Origin of the sequence: Pararhizobium sp. DWP1-1-3 (assembly GCF_049896125.1) — a bacterium.
In the GTDB taxonomy this organism is placed as follows: domain Bacteria; phylum Pseudomonadota; class Alphaproteobacteria; order Rhizobiales; family Rhizobiaceae; genus Pararhizobium.
On sequence record NZ_JAFCTR010000001.1, the window covers coordinates 761,154 to 780,482 of the forward strand.

Sequence of the window (19,329 nt, forward strand, 5' to 3'; positions counted from 1 at the left end):
CCCCATCCTTATGGACAGGGCCTCTGGGGATAGAAAGGGATCCGCCCCTTAGCTGAACCGTCCAGCCGCGTGCGCCAGCATCGTGTAGACCTTGCCGGTATCCGACGTCAGGTAGGTCTGCGTCATGACCTTGTCGCGGTCATTGCGGGCGACGTCGCCGAGCAGCTTTTCGAAGTCGGCGATGTAGCGATCGACGGCGGTGCGGAATTCCGGTTCGCGATCATACTTGCGCTTGATCTCGTCGAAGGTCTGCTGACCCTTCAGCGTATAGAGGCGGCGTGTGAACACGTCGCGCTCACCGCGCTGGTAACGGCGCCACAGATCGACCGAAGCATCGTGGTCGATGGCGCGGGCGATATCGACCGACAGCGAATTCAGCGATTCCATCACATGGCGCGGGTTGCGGGTGTCGCCGTTGCGGGCCGCAGGAGTTGGCTGTGCTTCGGCGGCACGCTGCTGGACCGGTGCAGCGGTTGCCGGCTCTTCGTCGCGCGAGGCACCACGCAGCAGGTCACGCATCCAGCCGCTGCCTTCTTCGGCACGCTGGCGGGTTGCTGCCTGCGGCTCCGGCTGGCGGCCAACTGGCTGTTGGACGGCTGGCTGCTGGGCGAGTGGACGCGGCTGCTCGATGCCGAGGCTGCCGCGAAGGGCCGTCTCGGGCTCCGGGCGGCGTTGTTCGACTGCCGGCTGGTGGGCGACGGCGCGGACCGGGGCGGGCGCTACGGCCTGCTGGACTGCCTGCTGGGCTGCGGTCTGCTGGCGGATCACGGGCTGGGAGATCTCGAGCTGGCCGGACGACTTGCCGATGATGTCGGAAAGCTCCTGCAAGGCCTTGATCTGTTCGGCGACCGCACGGCGCATGACCGAGGCGTTTTCCTTGGCCTCTTCCGGCAGGTCGAAGGCGCCGCGTTTCAGTTCCTCGCGGGTCATGTCGAGTTCCTTGCGGATCTCGTGGGCCGAGCGGCGGATTTCGTCGGTGGCGCCGCTGAAGCGGCTGACCGCCTCTTCGACGGCCTGGCGGATGGCCGAACCCATGTGCTCGGCCGCACCGTCGGATTTCTTGCTGGTTTCGGTCATCAGGCGATCGATGTCCGAGAGCGAGGCGCCAACGCTGCCGCGCAGGCGGGAGGCGACTTCCTTGGAGCGTTCCTCGGCGCGGACAAAGGCACCCTCGACGGAGAGGCTTGCGTCTTCCCCGGCCTTGGTGACGGCGGCGCGCATCGCTTCGCTGGCCGATGCGGCGCGGGCTTCGGCTTCCGACAGTGTCTTGCTGACATTGGCGAAGGACGACTGGACACCGGCGCGCAGGTTGCTGGCGATCTCGTTGGAGCGTTCTTCTGCCCGCACGAACACCGATTCGACCGACATGCTGGCTTCGTCGCCGGCCTTGACGACGGCATTGCGCATGGCCTCGGCCGCCGATGCGGCGCGCTGTTCGGCTTCGCTCAGAATGCGGCCGACATCGCTGAAGGACGACTGGATGCCGGAGCGCAGATTGCCCGCGACCTGGGCCGAGCGGTCTTCTGCCCGCTGGAAGGCGCCATCGACGAAGCCTTCAAGCGCATGCATGGTCTTTTCGATTTCCTCGGACCGGCTGACGAGACCGATGGAGAGTGTGCGCAGCGCGTCCTGGCGTTCTTCCAGCGTGCTGACCAGATTGGACTGCGCGGCAGCGAGGAGATCGGACGCCTGGCCGAGAACCTTGGAATGATCCTCGAAGCGGCCGACGATGCCGCCGATCTGCGACAGGGTGGAGCCGGAAATATCGGCGAGCTTATCGACCTTGCCTTCGAGAAGGCGGGTCGAAGTGGACAGCATGTCGGAGGCACGGGTGGCGGATTCGGAGAACCGCGCGGTTGTCGATTCCAGCTGCTCGTCCATGGCACCGAGATTGGTGCTGGCCTGTTCGATGACGCCGGCAATCGAGTGGTTGCTGGCGGCCAACTGGTCGATCAGGCCCATGGCCGTCGACTGCAGACGGTTCTCGACCATCTTCATCGCCTTGGCCGTCTCTTCGGCGCGGCTCGAGATCGCATTCAGCGTTTCGCCGGTGCGCGCAGTCAGGCTGTCGAGCAGAGTGGCATTTTCGGCGCGCAGGCGATCAGCGCTCTGCTGTGCCACTTCGCTGATCCGGTCGGCTGCTTCCTTACCGGTTGCGGCATACTGATCGATGATCGGGCGTGCCTGTTCGTCGATGATTCGCGTCAGCTCGGCGGAGCGGCCGGCCAGCATCGAGTTGAGCTCGCGCGTGCTGTCGTCGAGGGTGGTGCGGATGGTGTTGCCACGGGCCTCCAAGGCCTTTTCGACATCGGTCAGGCTCTGGCTCAGCGACGATGCCTGTTCGGCGACGCGCGACTGTGTCTGGGCAATCCGTGCAGCTGCGCCATCGGATGCTTCGCCAACGGAACGGGCAAGCTCGGCGCTGCGCATGGCTGCGGTCGCTGCCGTCTGTTCAACGGCCGACTGGAAGTCGGCCTGCCGTGCAGCCATTGCCTGGGCAAAATCGTCACCGGCCTTGGCGAGCAGTTCGGCAGAGCGCAGGGCTTCCGCATCGATGCCCTGGGCTGCTTCGCCGACGGCACCGCGCAGGTTGGTGACAAGGCCAGCGGCCTTGCCCTCGATCGTACGGCTGACATTGTCGAGACCGATCGAAAGGGCGCGGTCCATGGTGCCGAGGCGTTCTTCGATGCGGCCTGTGCCGCCTTCGATGCTGGCCTCGATCCGTGTGGCGGCGGCTGAAGTGACGCGGTCGAGTTCGGCGGTCTGGGTGGTGAGCGTGTCAGAGATACGGGTTGCGGCTGCGACGCTGATCCGGTCGATCTCTTCGGTGCGGCCGGTCAGGCTGCCGGCGATCCGGTCGGCGGCAAGGGTGCTGACACGGTCGAGTTCCGCCGTATGATCCGACAGGGTCGAGGCGATGCGCGCTGCGGCGGCATTGCCGACGCGGTCGATCTCTTGCGTCCGTCCAGCCAGGCTGTCGGTAATCATCGCGGCAGCAGCCGTGCTGATCTGATCGAATTCAGCCGTGTGGGCCGAGAGCGTTTCGGCGATCCGTGCTGCGGCAACGCCGCCGATACGGTGGATTTCGTCGGTGCGGCCGGCAAGGCTGTCGGCGATGCGCGCGGCTGCACGGTCGCTGACCTGATCCAGTTCGGACACCTTGGCCGACAGGGTATCGGCGATCCGCTGGCCGGCATTGTCGACGAAATCGCTGACGCCGCCGACGCTTTCGCGGACGCGGCCTTCCAGTACGCCGAGGCTGCTCTCAATGCGGGCGCCGGTCTCGTCGACGCTGCTGTTGATGTTGGTGAGCGACGTGTCCATCCGGTGCGTCAGGGTGTCGGCAGCGCGGCTGATCTGGTCGGCGGTTTCGCCAAGCTGGGTGGCGACGTGGCTGGTGCTGGCAAGCATACGCTGCTCAAGGGCAAGCGCGCTCTTGTCGATGGTGCTGCCGAGTTCCGCCTGGCGTTCGTCCAGCGACATTTCCAGCATGCTGGCGCTGGTGGCGAGCGTCGTGGCAATCGACATCGACTGCTCCGCCAAGACGTCGGCGAGCTGGTCGGTTCCGCTGGCAACCGCGACGTTGATCGCGTTGATCCGGTCGTCGAGCGTTGCCCGGATCTGGTCGTGTGTCGATGCAAGCGAGGTTGACAGCTGCTCGGCACGGCCGGCAAGGGTCTGCTCGATATCGGCGGCACGGCCAGTCATAGCGAGGGCCAGTTCAGAGGCGTGGCCGGAGAGGACGGTGGCAATCTCCGCCGATGTGCTGGTCATCGTACCGGCAATATCGCTGACGCGGCCGGACAGATCATCGGCGATTTCGGCGACGCGGCCGGACAGCTGCTTTTCGATGTCACCGACCCGGTCGGCCATCGTTTCGGCAATCGCGCTGGCGCGATAGGACAGGCTGTCGGCAATTTCCTCGGTGCGGCTGCTGAGCGTCTCCGTCATTTCGGTGGCGCGCGCAGACATCGTGCCGGCGATTTCGGCGGAGCGTTCGGAGAGAAGCGTGTCGAGCGTCGCGGTTTGGGCGGTAAGTGTGTCGCCGAGCGCACGGCTGCGTTCGGACATCACGCTATCCAGGCGCTCGGTGGTGCCGCCGATCGCCTGCTCGATTGCGCCGGCAGAGGAGGTCAAAACGTTGGCAAGCGCGCCGGTGCGGTGCGACAGGATGGTGTCGAGACGTTCGGCAGTGCCGTCGAATGCGCCGTCGATCGCAGCGGTCGATGAGGACAGGACGTTTGCAAGGGCGCCGGTGCGCTCCGACAGAATGGTGTCGAGACGTTCGGCAGTGCCGTCGAAGGCGCTGTCGATTGCCGCGGTCGATGAGGACAGCACGGTTGCAAGTGCGCCCGTGCGCTGCGACAGGATGGTATCGATCCGCTCTGCGGTTCCATCGAATGCGCCGTCGATTGCTGCGGTCGATGAAGACAGCACGTTTGCAAGAGCACCCGTGCGCTGCGACAGGATCGTATCGATCCGTTCGGCCGTACCTTCAAAGGCGCTGTCGATGGATTCCGAGCTTGCAGCGAGCAGGCCCGAGAGTTCGACGCTTCGTTCCGAAAGCGTGTTGTCGAGACGCAACTGGCTGGCCGCGATCGATGTGGTGATCTCGTCGGCGCGGTTGGTGAGGGTCTCCTCGATGCGGCCGTGGATCGCCTGCAGACCGTCGATGAAGCCGGTCGTGTGTGTGTCCAGGTTTTCGGCAAGCTGCCGGTTGCTCGTAGCGATGGCGCTGGTGCGGGCGTCGAGCGTGTCGGCAAGACGCTGCTGGCTCTCGGTAAGGGCTGTTTCGAGCGAGATCGCGCGGTGGGCAAAGCCGTTCTCAAGCCGGTCCTGCGCCTCCGTGAGTGCGCCCATCAGGGTGCCGGAGCGTTCCTGCAGGACGCTGTCGATGCGCAGATGCGCATTGCCGATCGCATCGCCGAGTTCAGCGGTTTTGCCGCTGATGGTCTGCTCGATGAAATCCTGCGTGGTGCCGAGGGTCGTGGCCAGCGTCAGAGACTGGTCCTGAAGAGCAGTTTCGAAGCGCTCTATGCCGCCGTCAAGAATGCCGCCGATGGAGTCAGCGCCGCCGGTGACCGACTGGTTGATGCGGGCGAGGCTTTCCATCAGCTTGGAGTCCAATAAGCCGGCGCGCTTGTCGAAGGCTGTGGCAAACTCGTGGAAGCGGCTGTCGAAGGCCGTTGCCAGGTGGCCGACGGTCGTCTGCAGTTTTTCGTCGAAGAAGCCGGTGCGCAGATCGATGTCCATGATCATGTCGTCGGCGCTGGACTTCAGGCTCTGGCGGAAGTTGGCGCCCTTTTCGTCCAGCGTGGCGTTCAGCGTGTGCAGGATGTCGTCCAGGCCGCCGGTAATGGCCTGCTGGCCAATGTTCAGGCTCTCGTTGAGATCGCGTGTGCGGGCAATCAGCGTTTCATTGAGCTGACGGGCGCGCTCGTTGAGTGCTGCGTTCAATTTCTCGGTATTGGCATCGAGCGAGGAGGCGCGGGTCTCGAACTGACCCAAAAGTTGCTGGCCACGCTTTGCGAGCGTCTGGCTGAGATTGTCCAGGCGGGTATCGAATTCGTTGCTGAGCGAAACGCCGGCGGTGGTCAGGCCCGAGAGCAGGGCGTCGGTACGGGTCGACAGCATGGCGCCGATCGTCTGGGTGGCGCTATCGGAGCGTTCCATCAGGGCCGCAGCGCGGGTCTCGATCATCGAGGCAAACGCTTCGCCTGACGTGGCGATACGGTTGGAAATGTCGTCGCCGGCAAGCGCCAATTCGTCCTTGAGCTGGATATGGGCGCCGGAAATGGACGAGCGGATGCGTTCGGCATGGCCGACGATGGATTCGCGCTCGAGGCCGAGTTCCTGAACCAGCGTCCGCACACGCAATTCGTTGTCACTATAGCTACGCTCAAGCGCGTTGACTTCGGAATGGACCAGCGTTTCGAGCTCGGTCGCACGCGCAATGGTGCGTTCGATGCCTTCGTTCATCGCCGACACTTCGCGGCGAACCGCCTGGCCGACGGTCATGATGCGCTCGGAGGCGGCAGTTTCCGGCTCTGCGAGGCGCAAGGCGACCTCGGCCATGGAGCGGGCGGCACTGCGCAATTCCTGGGCGCGCGAAATCATGATGGCAAACGAGAAGAACAGCATCACCGGCAGGATGATGAAGATCGCCACGCCAATGGCGCCCGGCATGGCCGACAGATCGGCGAGCGAGCGGATTTGCCAGATTTCCGGCCCGTAAAGAAGATTGGCGACACCGAGGCCACCGATGATCCACAGGGCGGAGACTGCGGCGGCAATGCGCATTGCCGAACGGCTGGAGCGGACGTCCAGCGATCGCAGGATCGCAGCCGGCGTCTTGCGGCCATCGTCGTTTGCGGGCGCAAACGACGGGGCCTTGGGAGCGGGCTCGGGAGACAGGGTTCTTTGGGTTTCGGCGGCGCGGGCAGCCTTGGCGGCCTGCTCCTGCTGTGCTTTTGAGTTCTTCGCCTGGCTGGGTACATGCGTCTGTTTGGCCGGCTCGGACAGTTTTTCCTCCGGATGATCCAGGGACGTCTTGTCGTTGAGGGCAGACTTAAGCTCGTCAAAATCGATTTTCAGAGCGTCTTCCAACGCCTGAAATGCCTTGTCGTCGATCGACTCATTGCTTTTATTTGTCGCCATGCGGATACGCCTCGTTACCAAACTGTCCTTCCGGAAGGATCCGCCGCAACACCGCCTGCATTGGGAACACCTCCGGAACTCGGACGGTGACATGAGGATACGCGCATCACATCTACGCAGAACCCTGACATGCACCCATTTCAACCACGCACCGACGGATAACGCATTGAGACCCGTAGGTGCTTCATTCAATACAGTTTTCCGTCAGGACCGTTTACACCCAAAGACATAAACATATCCCTCAACGTACCGTAGTGACACATTCACCGGTTTCTTACAATTAAGCCCCTCCGGCATTCGTTAAAATCCTAACAAGTTCTTAATGAAAATTAGAGGCGTTTCGGCCAAAAACCCTTGTAATCAGGCGGTTTAATGGCCGTTAACCATGCCAAGCGAAAGCTGCCCTCATTGTGCCGCGTTTTAATCAGATAGCAGCGCCGCTCCGGCTTAATCGGAGCTGAAGATGATTGAAATACCGGCTCTGCAGGGCGAAGGACCAAACGGTCGGCGCCATCTTGAAGCCATAGAATAGGTAGATCGGTCAGGCACTTCCAGACAAATCCGGGCAGTCCGGAGTTTCATGGGAGAGCGGACCGGTTAAAAAACGGGACGATCGGTTGCGAGCCGGTGCGTCAGAAAAAAACACAACAAGGACATTGGCACATGGCGGCTCTCAAGATCGCATTCGAAGCACCCGATAATTTCGGGGGCGCTTGCTCTTCCACGTCGAGGCCTATCGATCTCGTGCATCTGGCGACGCAGACGATGGGTGACAAGCTTCTTGAAATCGAAGTGCTGCAAATGTTTGCCCGCCAGACCCGGCAGTTGATGAAGGATCTGTCATCCGACAGCGCCGACGCCCGGCTGGCGACCGCCCACCGGCTCCGCGGTGCGGCTCTGGCCGTTGGCGCTTTCAGCGTGGCCGAGACTGCGGCTGCGGTCGAAGCGGCGCCGCACGACGCCGGCAATCTTGCGGCGCTCGGTGCAGCCGTGCTTGAGGCCGAACTGTTTATCCTGAAACTCTGCCGGTAATCGCCACGGGCCTTTGCCGGTGAAACGTTTGGCGACAAAGGGTCACGGTTGATGCCGGACCTTGCTGACACCCATGCGAGTTGACTGGCGATGGGATTTGTTGGAAGAAATCGGCTGAATTCGCTGCGTTCCGCCGCCGCCTCTGTTTCGGGGCGGCGTTTGTTCTTGCGGCAAGCCGAAACAACGCCAAGCATCCGGAAGAAACAATGCCAAAACTGAGTATCATCACCTTTGACGGCACGCGCCACGATTTTGAGGTTCAAGCTGGTTCCACAGTCATGGAAAACGCTGTCCGCAACTCGGTGCCTGGCATCGAGGCCGAATGCGGCGGCGCCTGTGCCTGTGCCACCTGTCATGTCTACGTGGATGACGCATGGTCGGCGAAGGTAGGCGCACCGGAGGCGATGGAAGAAGACATGCTCGATTTCGCCTATGACGTGAAGCCGACCTCGCGGTTGTCCTGTCAGATCAAGATGAGCGACGGCCTTGACGGGCTCGTCGTTCATGTTCCGGAACGTCAGGCCTGATTCAGGTCCATCGATCTCATTGCCGCAGGCAAAAAAAGCCCCGCTCGTCGCGATCGACGTGCGGGGCCAGGAGGGCGCATCGCATGCAGATGAGGGAGGGAACATCTGCTGCATAAGGATACGCCAGGAGAACACAACCTGCATGATGGCTACGGCCGGTCGAACATCAATCCGGACGAGACAGTCAAGCGCGAAACAATACTCCGGATTTGGCGCATCCATGTGGAGGCGTACTCAGTAATCCGGGCGGGAATGAAGCCGGTCTGTTTGCCTGTTCTTCACTCTGTGCTTTAACAGTACCTCATCTTGCAGCGTTGTTGTATCGCTAGAAATCACCAATGAGATACTGTTGACGGAAAGCTTTACGCAAGCCACGTGATTCACCGCTTGGATTATCTGGGGCTGCGATTCTGTGTGATTGCGGTGTTCACCGCTTTTTCAGCGTATCAAGCCGGTATTGCAGCAACCGGATCATCCGGCGGTCAAAATTGGCGGCTTCCATCCTGTCGAAGCGGGCCTGATCGCGATCATGGTCCTGGATCGCCGTTTCGCTCAGCCGCGCGACGCGGGCCTGCATGCGCTCGCAATCCGCTTCCGGTTTCAGTGCCAGAAAGTCCTTTTCCAGCTTGCGGGCATGGTTGCGGGCGATTTCGGCATGACGCTCCTCGTGGCGCTTGATGTCGCTCGACAGCGTATCCCAGACGAGGCCAAGGTCGCGGTTTGCCTTGCCCCGGTTTTTCCAGCGGGGCAGGATCAACCGGGTGCTGAGCGTGACCTTTGCACTGCCGACGGCGCAACGGTTGCCGTGTTTTACATAGGTCACCGTGCCGCCGAACTTGATCTTGGTGGCGCCGGGATGGCGTGAGCCGCTGCTTTTCATCATCGGCCCGTTTTCCGACAGCGCCTTGTCCAGCTCCTCCGCCGTGCGGCCGCCGATGGAGAAATACGTGATGCTCTTGTTCACGACGGTTTCGGCATGGGCTGCCGAAAAAGTGCTCGCCACGATGCTTGCTATCAGAAGCGCGGCGAATGAAATGCGGCCAGTCGGCATATGTTTACAGGTCTCGGCAGTTGAACTTCCAAGGAGCTTGGGGCATAGCCAGCCGGAGCGCAACAGCAAATAGGCAACAGCTCCCGGTAAACCGGAAAAGCCAATGTATTTCGGATATTTGCGGTTTGCCAATTGTGCATGTGCCTCCGCTGTCGAGCGGCTCGCCGTGTCATAGACCCAGTGCAAGAAAAGGAATGAAACCATCATGATCGATCCTTTCCAGCCGTTCGAATGGGCATTGGCACATGGCCGGACGTTGACGCTCGGTCCGCAGGGACGGTTGATGGCGATCGTCAATGTCACGCCGGATTCGTTTTCCGACGGCGGCAGCCATGCGGAAACCGAGGCGGCGGTGTCGCAGGCGTTGCGTTGTATCGAAGACGGCGCCGAGATCATCGATGTCGGCGGGGAATCGACCCGTCCGGGGGCAGCGATGGTGACGGCCGCGCAGGAGCAGGACCGGGTGCTGCCGGTGATCGCAGCACTTGCCAGCCGTACCGATGCGATCATTTCAGTGGATACCTACCGGGCCGAGACCGCAAACTGCGCGATCGCCGCAGGCGCCCATATCATCAATGACGTGCACGGACTGCAGCGCGAGCCTGATCTTGCCAATGTCGCTGCGGCAACCGGGGCCGGGCTTTGCATCATGCACACGGGCCGTGACCGCGAGAAGCTCACTGATGTGGTTGCCGATCAGTATCATTTCCTCGAGCGGTCTCTGGCGATTGCCGCCGCCGCCGGCGTCGAGCGTCAACGGATCGTGCTTGATCCGGGCTTCGGCTTTGCCAAGGATACCGATGAAAACGTCGCGTTGATGGCGCGCTTCGCAGAATTGTCCGGTTTCGCGCTGCCGCTTTTGGCCGGCACCTCGCGAAAACGCTTTCTCGGCGCCATTACCAATCGTGAGGCGCAGGAGCGGGATGCGGCCACGGCTGCAACGACCGCGCTGCTTAGAGTGGCCGGTGCTGCTGTTTTCCGGGTACACGATGTCGCAATCAACAGGGATGCGCTTCTGGTGGCGGATGCTATGCTTGCCGCAAAAAGACACATGACCGGACTGCCTGGGAAGGAAAATCGACCATGACAGCGATCTACACGATCACCCTGAAGAACTGCGCCTTTTTTGCGCGCCACGGCGTCCATGACGAGGAGGAGTTCCTTGGGCAGCGGTTCTTCGTCGATGCGGAACTGGATGTTGTTCAGGGAACGGCTCTGGTCGAGGATTCGATCAATGATACAGTGCATTACGGCATTGCCTTCACCGAAATCGAGAAGATCATCACCGGGCGCCGGCGTTACCTGATCGAGGCCCTGGCGCTGGAGGTGGCAACCACGCTCTGTTCGGTTTTCCCGCAAATCCGCCGGGCGAAAATATCGATCCGCAAGCCGAATGCACCGGTTCCCGGTGTGCTCGACTATGTCGAAGTGACGGTCGAGCATTTTGCCTGAGATGGATGGGCATTTGGCGACGCTCGGCCTCGGCGGCAATATCGGCGATCCCAGAGCGTCAATGGCGCGCGCGCTCGTCCTTCTGGATACCCGGCCGGACTGCGCGGTGGTCAGTGTTTCAAAACTCTATCGCACGCCGCCCTGGGGTAAAATCGATCAGGCCTGGTTCTTCAATGCTTGCGCTGCCGTGAGGACGACATTGTCTCCGGACGATCTGCTCGATGCCTGCCTGTCGATCGAACGCCAGATGAAGCGGGAGCGGCTGGAGCGCTGGGGGCCGCGCACGATCGATATCGATGTGCTGACCTATGGCGACCGCATGCAGCAGTCACAGGCGCTGGAAATACCGCATCCGCGGATGACCGAGCGCGGTTTTGTCCTGAAACCGCTGGCGGATTTTGCGCCGGACCTTGTCATCGCTGGCCGCACGGTTGCCGATTGGCTGGAGGACGCCGATGTGGCGGGTATAGAAATCGCCGATCCGCGCAGCGATTGGTGGCGGCAGACTACGGAAAATCCGCAGTCCTAAACGCATCCGCAGTCTTAAACGCAAAAGAGCCGGACAAGCCGGCTCTTTAAACTACCCAATGGGCATTTGCTTATTCGATAGAACCGACGGCCATGTTGTCGACCTGGCGGCTGAGGCTGACACCGATCACCGGAACCATCGCGTCCTCGACCTTGACCGAAATGGTGATGTTCAGTGTGGAGGGATCCTGCAAGCGGGCGATCATCGCGCCGTTCAGCTTCTTGCGATTGATGCCGACGACGACCTTGTCCTTGGCGACGTTGCCCGAGACGATGTCGAGCCCCTTGCCGTTGGCGCCATCGAGGAACTTGCCGGTATAGGTCTTGCCCTTCTGGGTGATCAAGGCGGACATTGGCTGCTTGAAAACGCCAACCCGGCAGGTACCATCGAGCTTGATGCCTGCGGATGCGCCTTCAGCCGGTTCTCCGATCAGGTCGCAGGTGAATTTCGTCCCCTTGTACTTGCCCGCGACGATTTCACCCGGGCCTTTCCACTGGCCGGACACCTGTTCGAAAAACGCCTTGTCATCGCCGGAAAAGGCCGGCGATGCTGCGCAGGTCAGGGCTGCGAGTGAGGCTGCGGCAACGCCGCGAGCGATCAAAGAAGGGCGCGAGAACATGAACGATCCTTGATGGTCGATGTCAGGAATGTGAGGCTACATTTGCACTTAAATGGTTAATGGAGCGTTTCGCCACTTTGCTTGATGACGGTGAAGAGCGCTCACGAAATGTTTCATGTATCGATTTCCGGCCTTTTGAACCCCTTGGAAATCCAGCGTTTTCACGGCTGAATCACCGGGACGTGTGCAGCGGTGACTGGATGTGCTTTGGAAACTGCCATGCCGCTTGTTACGTAATGCGCATATAAGGGAGATACGAGATGACCATCGTTAACGATATCGAGTCGCGCTCGGCAGCAAAGGCCGGTGACGGCTCCGTCATCTACCGGCACCGGATTGCGACGCGCATCACGCATTGGACCTGGGCGATCGCGCTGTTCTTTCTGCTGTTGAGCGGGCTGCAGATCTTCAACGCCCATCCCCAACTCTATATCGGCAATCAATCCGGCTTCGAATTTGAAAACAGCGTGCTTTCGATGCGGGCCATGCAGGCCGCCGATGGGACGGTCGGCGGCTACACCACGGTTCTTGGCCGCAGTTTCGACACGACCGGCGTGTTCGGCATGAGCGGTCCGGCCGACAATCCGGCCTATCGCGGTTTTCCCGCATGGGCGACACTCCCGTCCTACCAGGATCTGGCGACGGGACGCGTCGTGCATTTCTTCTTTGCCTGGTTCTTCGTTGCCGCCTTCCTTGTCTGGTTCGTGAGCAGCCTGATCAGCGGGCATCTGAAGCGCGATATTCTTCCCTCCTTGGCCGATATCAGGGCCTTGCCGCGCAGCATCGTTGATCACCTGCGCTTCCGGTTCCATCACGACGGCCGTTACAATGGCCTGCAGAAGATGGCCTATGCCGGCGTGCTGCTGGTGATCTTTCCTCTGATCATTGCCACCGGCCTTACCATGTCGCCGGGCATGAATGCCGCCTGGCCCTGGCTGCTCGATATCTTTGGCGGCCGCCAGACGGCGCGTACCATCCATTTCCTCTGTATGGCAGCGTTGGTGGTTTTTTTCCTGATCCACATCTTCATGGTTTTGGCGGCGGGGCCGCTGAACGAAATGCGCTCGATCATTACCGGCTGGTATCGGACGGATAAGAAGAATGAGGAGCACTCGGCATGACCCCCTTCATCATCAACCGTCGAAAGTTCCTGACCATCGCCGGCGTCGCCGCTGCCGCCGTTCCGCTTTCGGGCTGCGATGTCTTTGACAGCGTGCTGGCTGGACAAAGCCCGGTGCGGCAGTTTCTTGCCTCGGCAAACGGTCTTACCTACCGCGCCCACCGCGCGCTGATCGGCGCCGATACGCTGGTGCCGGAGTTTTCCGCCAGCGAAATCCGCCAGGGCCAGCGGCCGAACGGTTCGACGGATCCGACCGATGCCGATTATTTGTCGTTGAAGGACGCGAATTTTTCCAGCTATCGACTGGCCGTCGGTGGGCTGGTCGAGAAGCCGGTGAGCTTCAGTCTCGATGAACTGCGCAACATGCCGTCGCGCACGCAGATCACCCGCCATGACTGCGTCGAGGGCTGGAGCTGCATCGCCAAATGGACCGGCGTGCCGCTACGCCAGATACTTGACGAGGCCCAGGTGAAATCGGAGGCACGTTTTGTGGTGTTCCACTGCTACGATACGATGAACCTCGGGCTGCAGGGTGCCGTAGCCTATTACGAATCGATCGACCTCATCGATGCACGGCATCCGCAGACGATTCTTGCCTATGGCAACAATGACAAGCCGCTGGCGATCGCTAACGGCGCGCCGCTGCGAGTCCGTGTCGAACGGCAGCTGGGCTACAAGATGGCGAAATACATCAAGGGCATCGAGCTCGTTTCGTCGCTGGCGCCATTCGGCGGCGGCAAGGGCGGCTTCTGGGAAGATCTCGGCTACGACTGGTATGGCGGCATTTAAGCCAAGCCGCGCTAGCCGTCGCCTTCCGGCATCCTTGTCTTGGATGATCCGGGCGTCAGGTCGCCGATGAAATCGCCGATTCCGGGGCGTTTCAGCGCCCGGAAGGGCATCGGCCGGCAGAGATCCATCGCGGCGATGCCGATCCGTGCGGTCATCAGGCCGTTGATGACGCCTTCGCCAAGGCGCGCCGACAGTTTCGAGGCGAGGCCATGCCCGAGCACCTGCTGGATCAAACTGTCGCCGGCGGCAATCGAGCCGGTGACCGCCAGGTGGGCAATGACATCGCGCATCAACCGCAACAGTCCCAATGTCCCCGGCCGGCCGCCATAAAGATCGGCCATTGCCCGGATCAACCGCGCCGATTCGTAAATCACATAGCCGAGATCGACGAGCGCACGCGGGCTGACGGCGGTGACGATCGAGACGCGTTTGGAGGCGTTGAGGATCAGGCCCCTGGCTTCCCGATCGAGCGGCGTCAAGAGTTCGCGCTCGGTCAGGTCGAGCAGGTGAGGACCGTCGATGATCTCCGTCTCGGTTTCCTTCAGCCGCAGGCGGCCGCGCGCCGTCTGCGGCTTGGCTGCCAGCAGGTGGACGAGATGGGCCATCACCTGCCGTGCCGGCTTTGCTGTCGATGACAGGCTGGCATCGATGGTTTCCTGCTTCAGGGCCTGCACGGCATTCAACCGCATCAGCCCCGACAGTTCGCGGGCGATGATCACCAGAAAGGCGATCAGCCCGATCGCAACAGCGCCGATAGCGAGATATCCGAGCCAGTCGGCGCGGGTGAAAAGATCACGCACGAGACTATCGACCCAGAGGCCGGCCGCCAGGGAAACCAGAACGCTTATGGCGCCAACGGCAAGCTTGGCGAAAGAGAAACGCCGTTTGCGCGGTGTGGCTTCAGGCGTGCCGGGCAGGGCAGTGGTGGTCGCCGCGAAAGGATCATCGGCATCGGCCGTCATGACGATATTGTCGCCGAAACTGGCCGGAGAACGTTTCGTTGGAGTTGGCGCTTCGGTGGAAGTGGATGGATCGTTGCCGATGGTGAATACGGCAGGTTTTCGCTGCGGAATCTTGGGTGTGTCGCTCATGCCAGCCGGTCTCCGAACAGGAACTGCATGGCCCGGTCGAGCCGGATATGCGGGACGGACAGTTTCAGGCCGCCGCCGGTCTCTTCGATCGGTGGTGGCCGGAAGCGGACGAAGCTCAGATCGGGCACCAGGCTTTCTTCCGGTTTGGATTCGAGGTCTTGAAAAAGTGAATCCGGATTCTTCGGTAAGTCACCGGTAAATATCGCTGTTTTCCGTTCGCCATCAAAGGTCTCGCCGTTGATGGTCTCGCCCGCAATCGGCGTACCGACGATGACCGGCAGGGTGTGGCCGTCGTGATCGACGGTCGCCTCGCGGGTTGCTCTGACCGAGGCGATGGCCATGACCTCGAGGCCGGCTCCACTCATGCCGATACGCTCGACGGCACGCCGGACAAGGCGCTCTGTGATCCGTTCAAGCCGGTCGTGGCTTTCGTGGTGCAGATGGTCGGCCTTGGTTGCGGCGATCAGCACCTTGTCGATCCGCTTGGTGAGAAAGGATGACAGGAAGGAATTGGTGCCGGGCTGGAAGCTCGCCAAGACGTCGGCCAGCGCGCTCTCCAGGTCGAGCAGTGATTCCGGGCCGCGGTTGATTGCCTGCAGCGCGTCGATCAGCACGATCTGGCGGTCGAGCCGGGCGAAGTGTTCGCGGAAGAACGGCTTGACGACATAGGTCTTGTAGGCCTCGTAACGCCGTTCCATCATTGCCCAGAGAGAGCCTTTTGGCGCACGGCCTTGCGGAAGGTCCGGCAGCGGCGAGAAGGTCAGGGCGGGCGAGCCTTCGAGATCGCCGGGCATCAGGAAACGGCCGGGCGGCAGCGTCGACAGCGAACGTTCGTCCGACTTGCAGGCCCGCAGATAACGGGTGAAGACCTCGGCCAACCCGCGGGCGTCTGCCTCGACGGCAGGTGCCGTAATGTCGAGCGAGGAGGCCAGCGCCAGCCAGTCAGCCGACAGCTCGGCGCGGACGCCGGTTCTAGCCCGATCCGCCGTGCGGTCGCTGAAGGTGCGAAAGTCCTGGTTGAGCAGGGGCAGATCGAGCAGCCACTCGCCGGGATAATCGACAATGTCGATCGACAGCCGGCCGGGCGAAAACATCCGGTTCCAGCCGCTGGCGCTCTCATAGTCGAGCGTGATGCGCAGTTGCGAGATCGCTCGCGTCGAATCCGGCCAGAGCCGGTCGCGCACCAGCGCTGCGATATGGTCTTCGTATTGAAAGCGCGGCACCGCATCGTCGGGTTGCGGCTCCAGCCGGATCTTCGATACCCGCCCCGAGCGGACGGCCTCGAAGACGGGCAGGCGGCCACCGTTCAGGAGATTGTGGACCAGCGACGAGATGAACACGGTCTTGCCGGCGCGGGAAAGGCCGGTGACACCCAGCCGCAAGGTCGGATTAACGAAACCCGATGCACGGTCGGTCAGCGTGTCGATTGCAAGTCGTGCGTCATCGGTGAAACGGGTCATGAATGGCGGCAAGTTTCCGGGCCTCAAATATGCGTGGGCTATGGCTTCACGGCCATGCATGTCATCTGCGATATAGTGCGCCGGGGCGGCCGAATAAAGGTTGCGGCAGACGGTTGGCGAACAGCGTTCACCTGCCGTGACTGTCCGGATCGAGCCATGCGGTCAAAGTCCCTGGCGGCAGCATGTCAGCGGACGGCCGCATATCGAAGTCGATGACGGCGAGCGCGCCGGGAGGATAACCGGCCGGGGCGGCCTCGATTGCAGCCTCCTCGCTGAGAATTTCGCGCAAGATCTCTTCGATCACCGGATTGTGCCCGACCACCATCAGCGCTGAAAGGCCAGAATCCTGGCTGCCGATGACGTTGCGATAGACACTCGCTCCACCGGCGTAGAGTTCATCGACATAGCGGATATCCAGATCTTCTGTCATCGCGCGCCGGAAGGCATCCGCCGTCTGGCGGCAGCGCAGGGCGGTCGAGCAGAGAACGAGATCCGGCCGCATGCCGCCGTCCGCCGCCATGCCGGCGACGATCTCGGCGTCGGCAAAGCCCGTATCATCCAGCGTCCGGTCGAAATCCTTCTGGCCTGGAAGCGCCCAGGCGGCCTTGGCATGCCGCAGAAGGTACAGTCGAAAAACAGCAGCAACCGCAGCGGGCATGGGAAATATCCTAGAGATAGCATTGCCGCCCGAACGCCATCTCGATCCGGGCAGCGGCGTCTGTTGTTCGGTTCCGTATGCGCTTTGTCCGCCGGGACCGTCGAAAGATCAAGCGGTGGCGATCCGTTTTTCAGTCGTCGCGATGGATATTGCCGGATCCTTTTACGGCCAGTGCAGCAAGGGGGAACGCACAGTGCTGTTGGCACGAAGAGGAAGAAAAAACATCTGCCTATTTCTTGTGCCGTGGAGAACGCGAAATATGCGTTGTCCGAAATTTCGCTGCCGCTGAGATGCAGCTTTGGTGCCGGCTGCCGGATGTCTGCAGCAAAACAATTTCGAGAAAAATCTGAAATCTTTAATTTTGATGAAATATTAGCCTGTTAGCCTCTCAAGTAAGCAAGGCTTAAAAAACGGTGGGCTGTTTTTCAAAGACTTGAAACGGCGCGTGCATGGGTCTATACACCGCCGCACATGAGATGTTCTTCAGGAGAATCGCGTTGAGTGAGAAGATCGATCTTAGTTCCTATGTCTTGTCTGAGACTGAGGAATTCATGAATACTAACCAGCGTGCATATTTTAGAGCAAAGCTGAACGCCTGGAAAAACGACATCCTCCGTGAGGCCCGGGAAACACTTGGGCACCTGGCCGAGGAAAGTGCAAACCACCCCGATCTTGCAGACAGAGCATCGTCGGAAACCGACCGGGCCATCGAGCTTCGGGCACGGGACCGGCAGCGCAAGCTGATCTCCAAGATCGATGCGGCCCTGCAAAGGCTTGACGAGGGAACGTACGGTTACTGCGAGGAAACCGGCGAACCGATCGGACTGAAGCGTCTTGACGCAAGGCCGATCGCAACCTTGTCGATCGAGGCGCAGGAGCGTCACGAGCGTCGGGAAAAAGTCTACCGCGACGAGTAATCGTTCCGGTTCAAACATGAAAAACGGCGCGAGATGATCGCGCCGTTTTTTGTTTTGGTGGTGTTGTCGCTTGGCCAAACGCGGCATTGAGGCCGCGATATCCGCAACCAGCTCAATTCTTACGGTTTTCGGCGATCTCGTTCAGCATCCGGTTCATTTCGTCTTCCAGCGACGGTTCCGGGCGGTTGCCCTGCACCGCGCCCAGCCGCGGCTCCTGACGGCCTGCCGGATTGGCTACGGGAGCGCTTGCACGCTTTTCGCCGTCGATACGGACAGGGTCGGCGCTCAGCTTGCCAAGGTCGCCGGTGATCTGGGCATCGAGAATACGTTCGAACTCAAGGGCGGTCGCGTCCTTTTGAGCTTTGGCATCTGGCTGAGCTTGAGCACCCGCCAAGCTTGGAACGGGTTGCGCCTGCGTTGCCGCGGCGACTGCAACGGCAGGTGTCTGGGGCAACGGCCGCTCTGCGGTGACGGACTGATTTGCCGCCAGCACCCGCGATCGTGCAGCATCCAAAATATCTTCTGGTGATCTGGCCGTCTCGATCGACACGGGTTGCGGTCGAACCTGAGCTTGAACCGGAATAGTCCGCTCGGGAAGAGCTTGGCGTGGTGTGACGGTATCGGTTCGTGGTTGCATCGGCTGGACGGCCCGCGCCGGTGGCAGGGAGACATCGGCGCCTTCACCGTAAAGAACCTGACCCATTGCCGACACCGGCGCCGGTTTGACTTCTGGCTGGGGTGCAGGACGCCGTTCGGTGATCGGGCGCTCTGCGACCGAACGCTCTGTGACCGGGCGTGCGCCAATGGCAGCATCGGCCGGCGGCTGAGCAATGGCAGCCGGCATCTGTGGCTGGGCCGTCGATGCAATCCGGCTTTCGATCACGACGTCGGTCGGTCCGCCGATCATGATCAGGTGCTCGACATCGTCGCGCCGCACCAGCACGAGCCGCCTGCGCGTATCGATCGCTGCCGCATCCAGCACGGCAAGCCGCGGCTGGCGGTTCTTGCCGCCGCGAATGAACGGCGAGGACGGCCTGTTGCGCATGAACCGGAGCACCCCGACCAGGCAAAGCAGGGCAAGAGCCACAGCGCCCGCCGCAATGATGAAACGGGTACCGTTGTTGCCAACCATTTCAATCATGTGCTGTACTCCTTCGTAAACCCGCGACCCATGCCGATTTGACAGCTTTTTTCGGGTCGCAACAAACAGTGCCGGTCATTGTCCTAGCGCCAATGTAGCGCTGTTTCCAGCTTCGGCGAGGTTTTGCGGGACATTCCCTGTGAATTGACCGCAATGCCTTTCACAGAGATGCTTTCTGCTCTTCCCTGTGGCTGTTAAAGATGATTCTTGCTCGGTGTTTCGCGGTCCGCCGGCACGGGATGCAGATTCGCCCCGGCTGCCGTTGATCTGAGCATAGAGACCAAAC

General features: G+C 61.4%; 15 protein-coding genes. 8 read left to right on the plus strand and 7 right to left on the minus strand.

Features of this window, described 5'->3' with window-relative positions; genetic code table 11:
- Positions 1–48: 48 nt before the first annotated feature.
- Positions 49–6,657, minus strand: a complete 6,609-nt coding sequence (locus ACP7BS_RS03745; RefSeq protein ID WP_426236194.1) for a kinesin — start codon at positions 6,655–6,657, stop codon at positions 49–51.
- Positions 6,658–7,320: 663 nt separating this feature from the next.
- Between ACP7BS_RS03745 and ACP7BS_RS03750 the strand changes: the two genes are divergently transcribed.
- Together ACP7BS_RS03750 and ACP7BS_RS03755 are read left to right on the plus strand one after the other, a co-directional pair.
- Positions 7,321–7,689, plus strand: a complete 369-nt coding sequence (locus tag ACP7BS_RS03750; RefSeq protein WP_426228204.1) for an Hpt domain-containing protein — start codon at positions 7,321–7,323, stop codon at positions 7,687–7,689.
- Between the two features lie 206 nt (positions 7,690–7,895).
- Complete coding sequence (locus ACP7BS_RS03755) at positions 7,896–8,216, plus strand: 2Fe-2S iron-sulfur cluster-binding protein (protein ID WP_426236196.1); 321 nt, start codon at positions 7,896–7,898, stop codon at positions 8,214–8,216.
- Positions 8,217–8,643: 427 nt separating this feature from the next.
- Here the strand turns inward: ACP7BS_RS03755 and ACP7BS_RS03760 are convergent, their stop codons facing one another.
- The gene (locus tag ACP7BS_RS03760; RefSeq protein WP_426228552.1) at positions 8,644–9,267 is read right to left on the minus strand and encodes a DUF922 domain-containing Zn-dependent protease; all 624 of its coding nucleotides are present in this window, start codon (positions 9,265–9,267) and stop codon (positions 8,644–8,646) included.
- Positions 9,268–9,472: 205 nt separating this feature from the next.
- Between ACP7BS_RS03760 and folP the strand changes: the two genes are divergently transcribed.
- Genes folP through folK form a run of 3 tightly spaced genes read left to right on the plus strand, consistent with a single transcriptional unit; the run spans position 9,473 to position 11,248 of the window.
- A complete protein-coding gene (folP, locus tag ACP7BS_RS03765; RefSeq protein WP_426236197.1) occupies positions 9,473–10,354 on the plus strand; it encodes a dihydropteroate synthase in 882 nt (293 codons plus the stop codon).
- Positions 10,351–10,719 carry a dihydroneopterin aldolase gene (gene folB, locus ACP7BS_RS03770; protein ID WP_113318221.1) on the plus strand — a complete coding sequence of 123 codons (369 nt, stop codon included), beginning with the start codon at positions 10,351–10,353 and terminating at the stop codon, positions 10,717–10,719. Before folP ends, folB begins: the two co-directional genes overlap by 4 nt.
- Position 10,720: 1 nt before the next feature.
- The gene (folK, locus tag ACP7BS_RS03775) at positions 10,721–11,248 is read left to right on the plus strand and encodes a 2-amino-4-hydroxy-6-hydroxymethyldihydropteridine diphosphokinase (protein WP_426236199.1); all 528 of its coding nucleotides are present in this window, start codon (positions 10,721–10,723) and stop codon (positions 11,246–11,248) included.
- A 70-nt stretch (positions 11,249–11,318) separates the two neighbouring features.
- Here folK and ACP7BS_RS03780 read toward each other — a convergent pair whose 3' ends face one another.
- The gene (locus ACP7BS_RS03780; protein ID WP_426236201.1) at positions 11,319–11,867 is read right to left on the minus strand and encodes a hypothetical protein; all 549 of its coding nucleotides are present in this window, start codon (positions 11,865–11,867) and stop codon (positions 11,319–11,321) included.
- 260 nt (positions 11,868–12,127) lie between these two features.
- Here ACP7BS_RS03780 and ACP7BS_RS03785 point away from each other — a divergent pair, with 260 nt between their 5' ends.
- Together ACP7BS_RS03785 and ACP7BS_RS03790 are read left to right on the plus strand one after the other, a co-directional pair.
- The gene (locus tag ACP7BS_RS03785; protein WP_426236203.1) at positions 12,128–12,988 is read left to right on the plus strand and encodes a cytochrome b/b6 domain-containing protein; all 861 of its coding nucleotides are present in this window, start codon (positions 12,128–12,130) and stop codon (positions 12,986–12,988) included.
- On the plus strand, positions 12,985–13,776 hold the full coding sequence (locus ACP7BS_RS03790) for a molybdopterin-binding protein (RefSeq protein WP_426236204.1): 792 nt from the start codon (positions 12,985–12,987) through the stop codon (positions 13,774–13,776). Before ACP7BS_RS03785 ends, ACP7BS_RS03790 begins: the two co-directional genes overlap by 4 nt.
- 11 nt (positions 13,777–13,787) lie before the next feature.
- On the opposite strand, the gene ACP7BS_RS03795 is transcribed toward ACP7BS_RS03790, so the two are convergent.
- The 3 genes from ACP7BS_RS03795 to ACP7BS_RS03805 form a co-directional block, all read right to left on the minus strand.
- Positions 13,788–14,867 (minus strand): YcjF family protein, encoded by a 1,080-nt coding sequence (locus ACP7BS_RS03795; RefSeq protein ID WP_426236206.1) that lies wholly within the window; start codon positions 14,865–14,867, stop codon positions 13,788–13,790.
- Complete coding sequence (locus ACP7BS_RS03800) at positions 14,864–16,339, minus strand: YcjX family protein (RefSeq protein WP_426236208.1); 1,476 nt, start codon at positions 16,337–16,339, stop codon at positions 14,864–14,866. Before ACP7BS_RS03800 ends, ACP7BS_RS03795 begins: the two co-directional genes overlap by 4 nt.
- 115 nt (positions 16,340–16,454) lie before the next feature.
- Positions 16,455–16,985 (minus strand): SixA phosphatase family protein, encoded by a 531-nt coding sequence (locus tag ACP7BS_RS03805; RefSeq protein ID WP_426236210.1) that lies wholly within the window; start codon positions 16,983–16,985, stop codon positions 16,455–16,457.
- Between the two features lie 497 nt (positions 16,986–17,482).
- Here ACP7BS_RS03805 and dksA point away from each other — a divergent pair, with 497 nt between their 5' ends.
- Complete coding sequence (dksA, locus tag ACP7BS_RS03810; protein WP_426228226.1) at positions 17,483–17,902, plus strand: RNA polymerase-binding protein DksA; 420 nt, start codon at positions 17,483–17,485, stop codon at positions 17,900–17,902.
- Positions 17,903–18,014: 112 nt separating this feature from the next.
- Here the strand turns inward: dksA and ACP7BS_RS03815 are convergent, their stop codons facing one another.
- Positions 18,015–19,043 (minus strand): flagellar biosynthetic protein FliO, encoded by a 1,029-nt coding sequence (locus ACP7BS_RS03815; RefSeq protein WP_426236212.1) that lies wholly within the window; start codon positions 19,041–19,043, stop codon positions 18,015–18,017.
- Positions 19,044–19,329 lie beyond the last annotated feature (286 nt).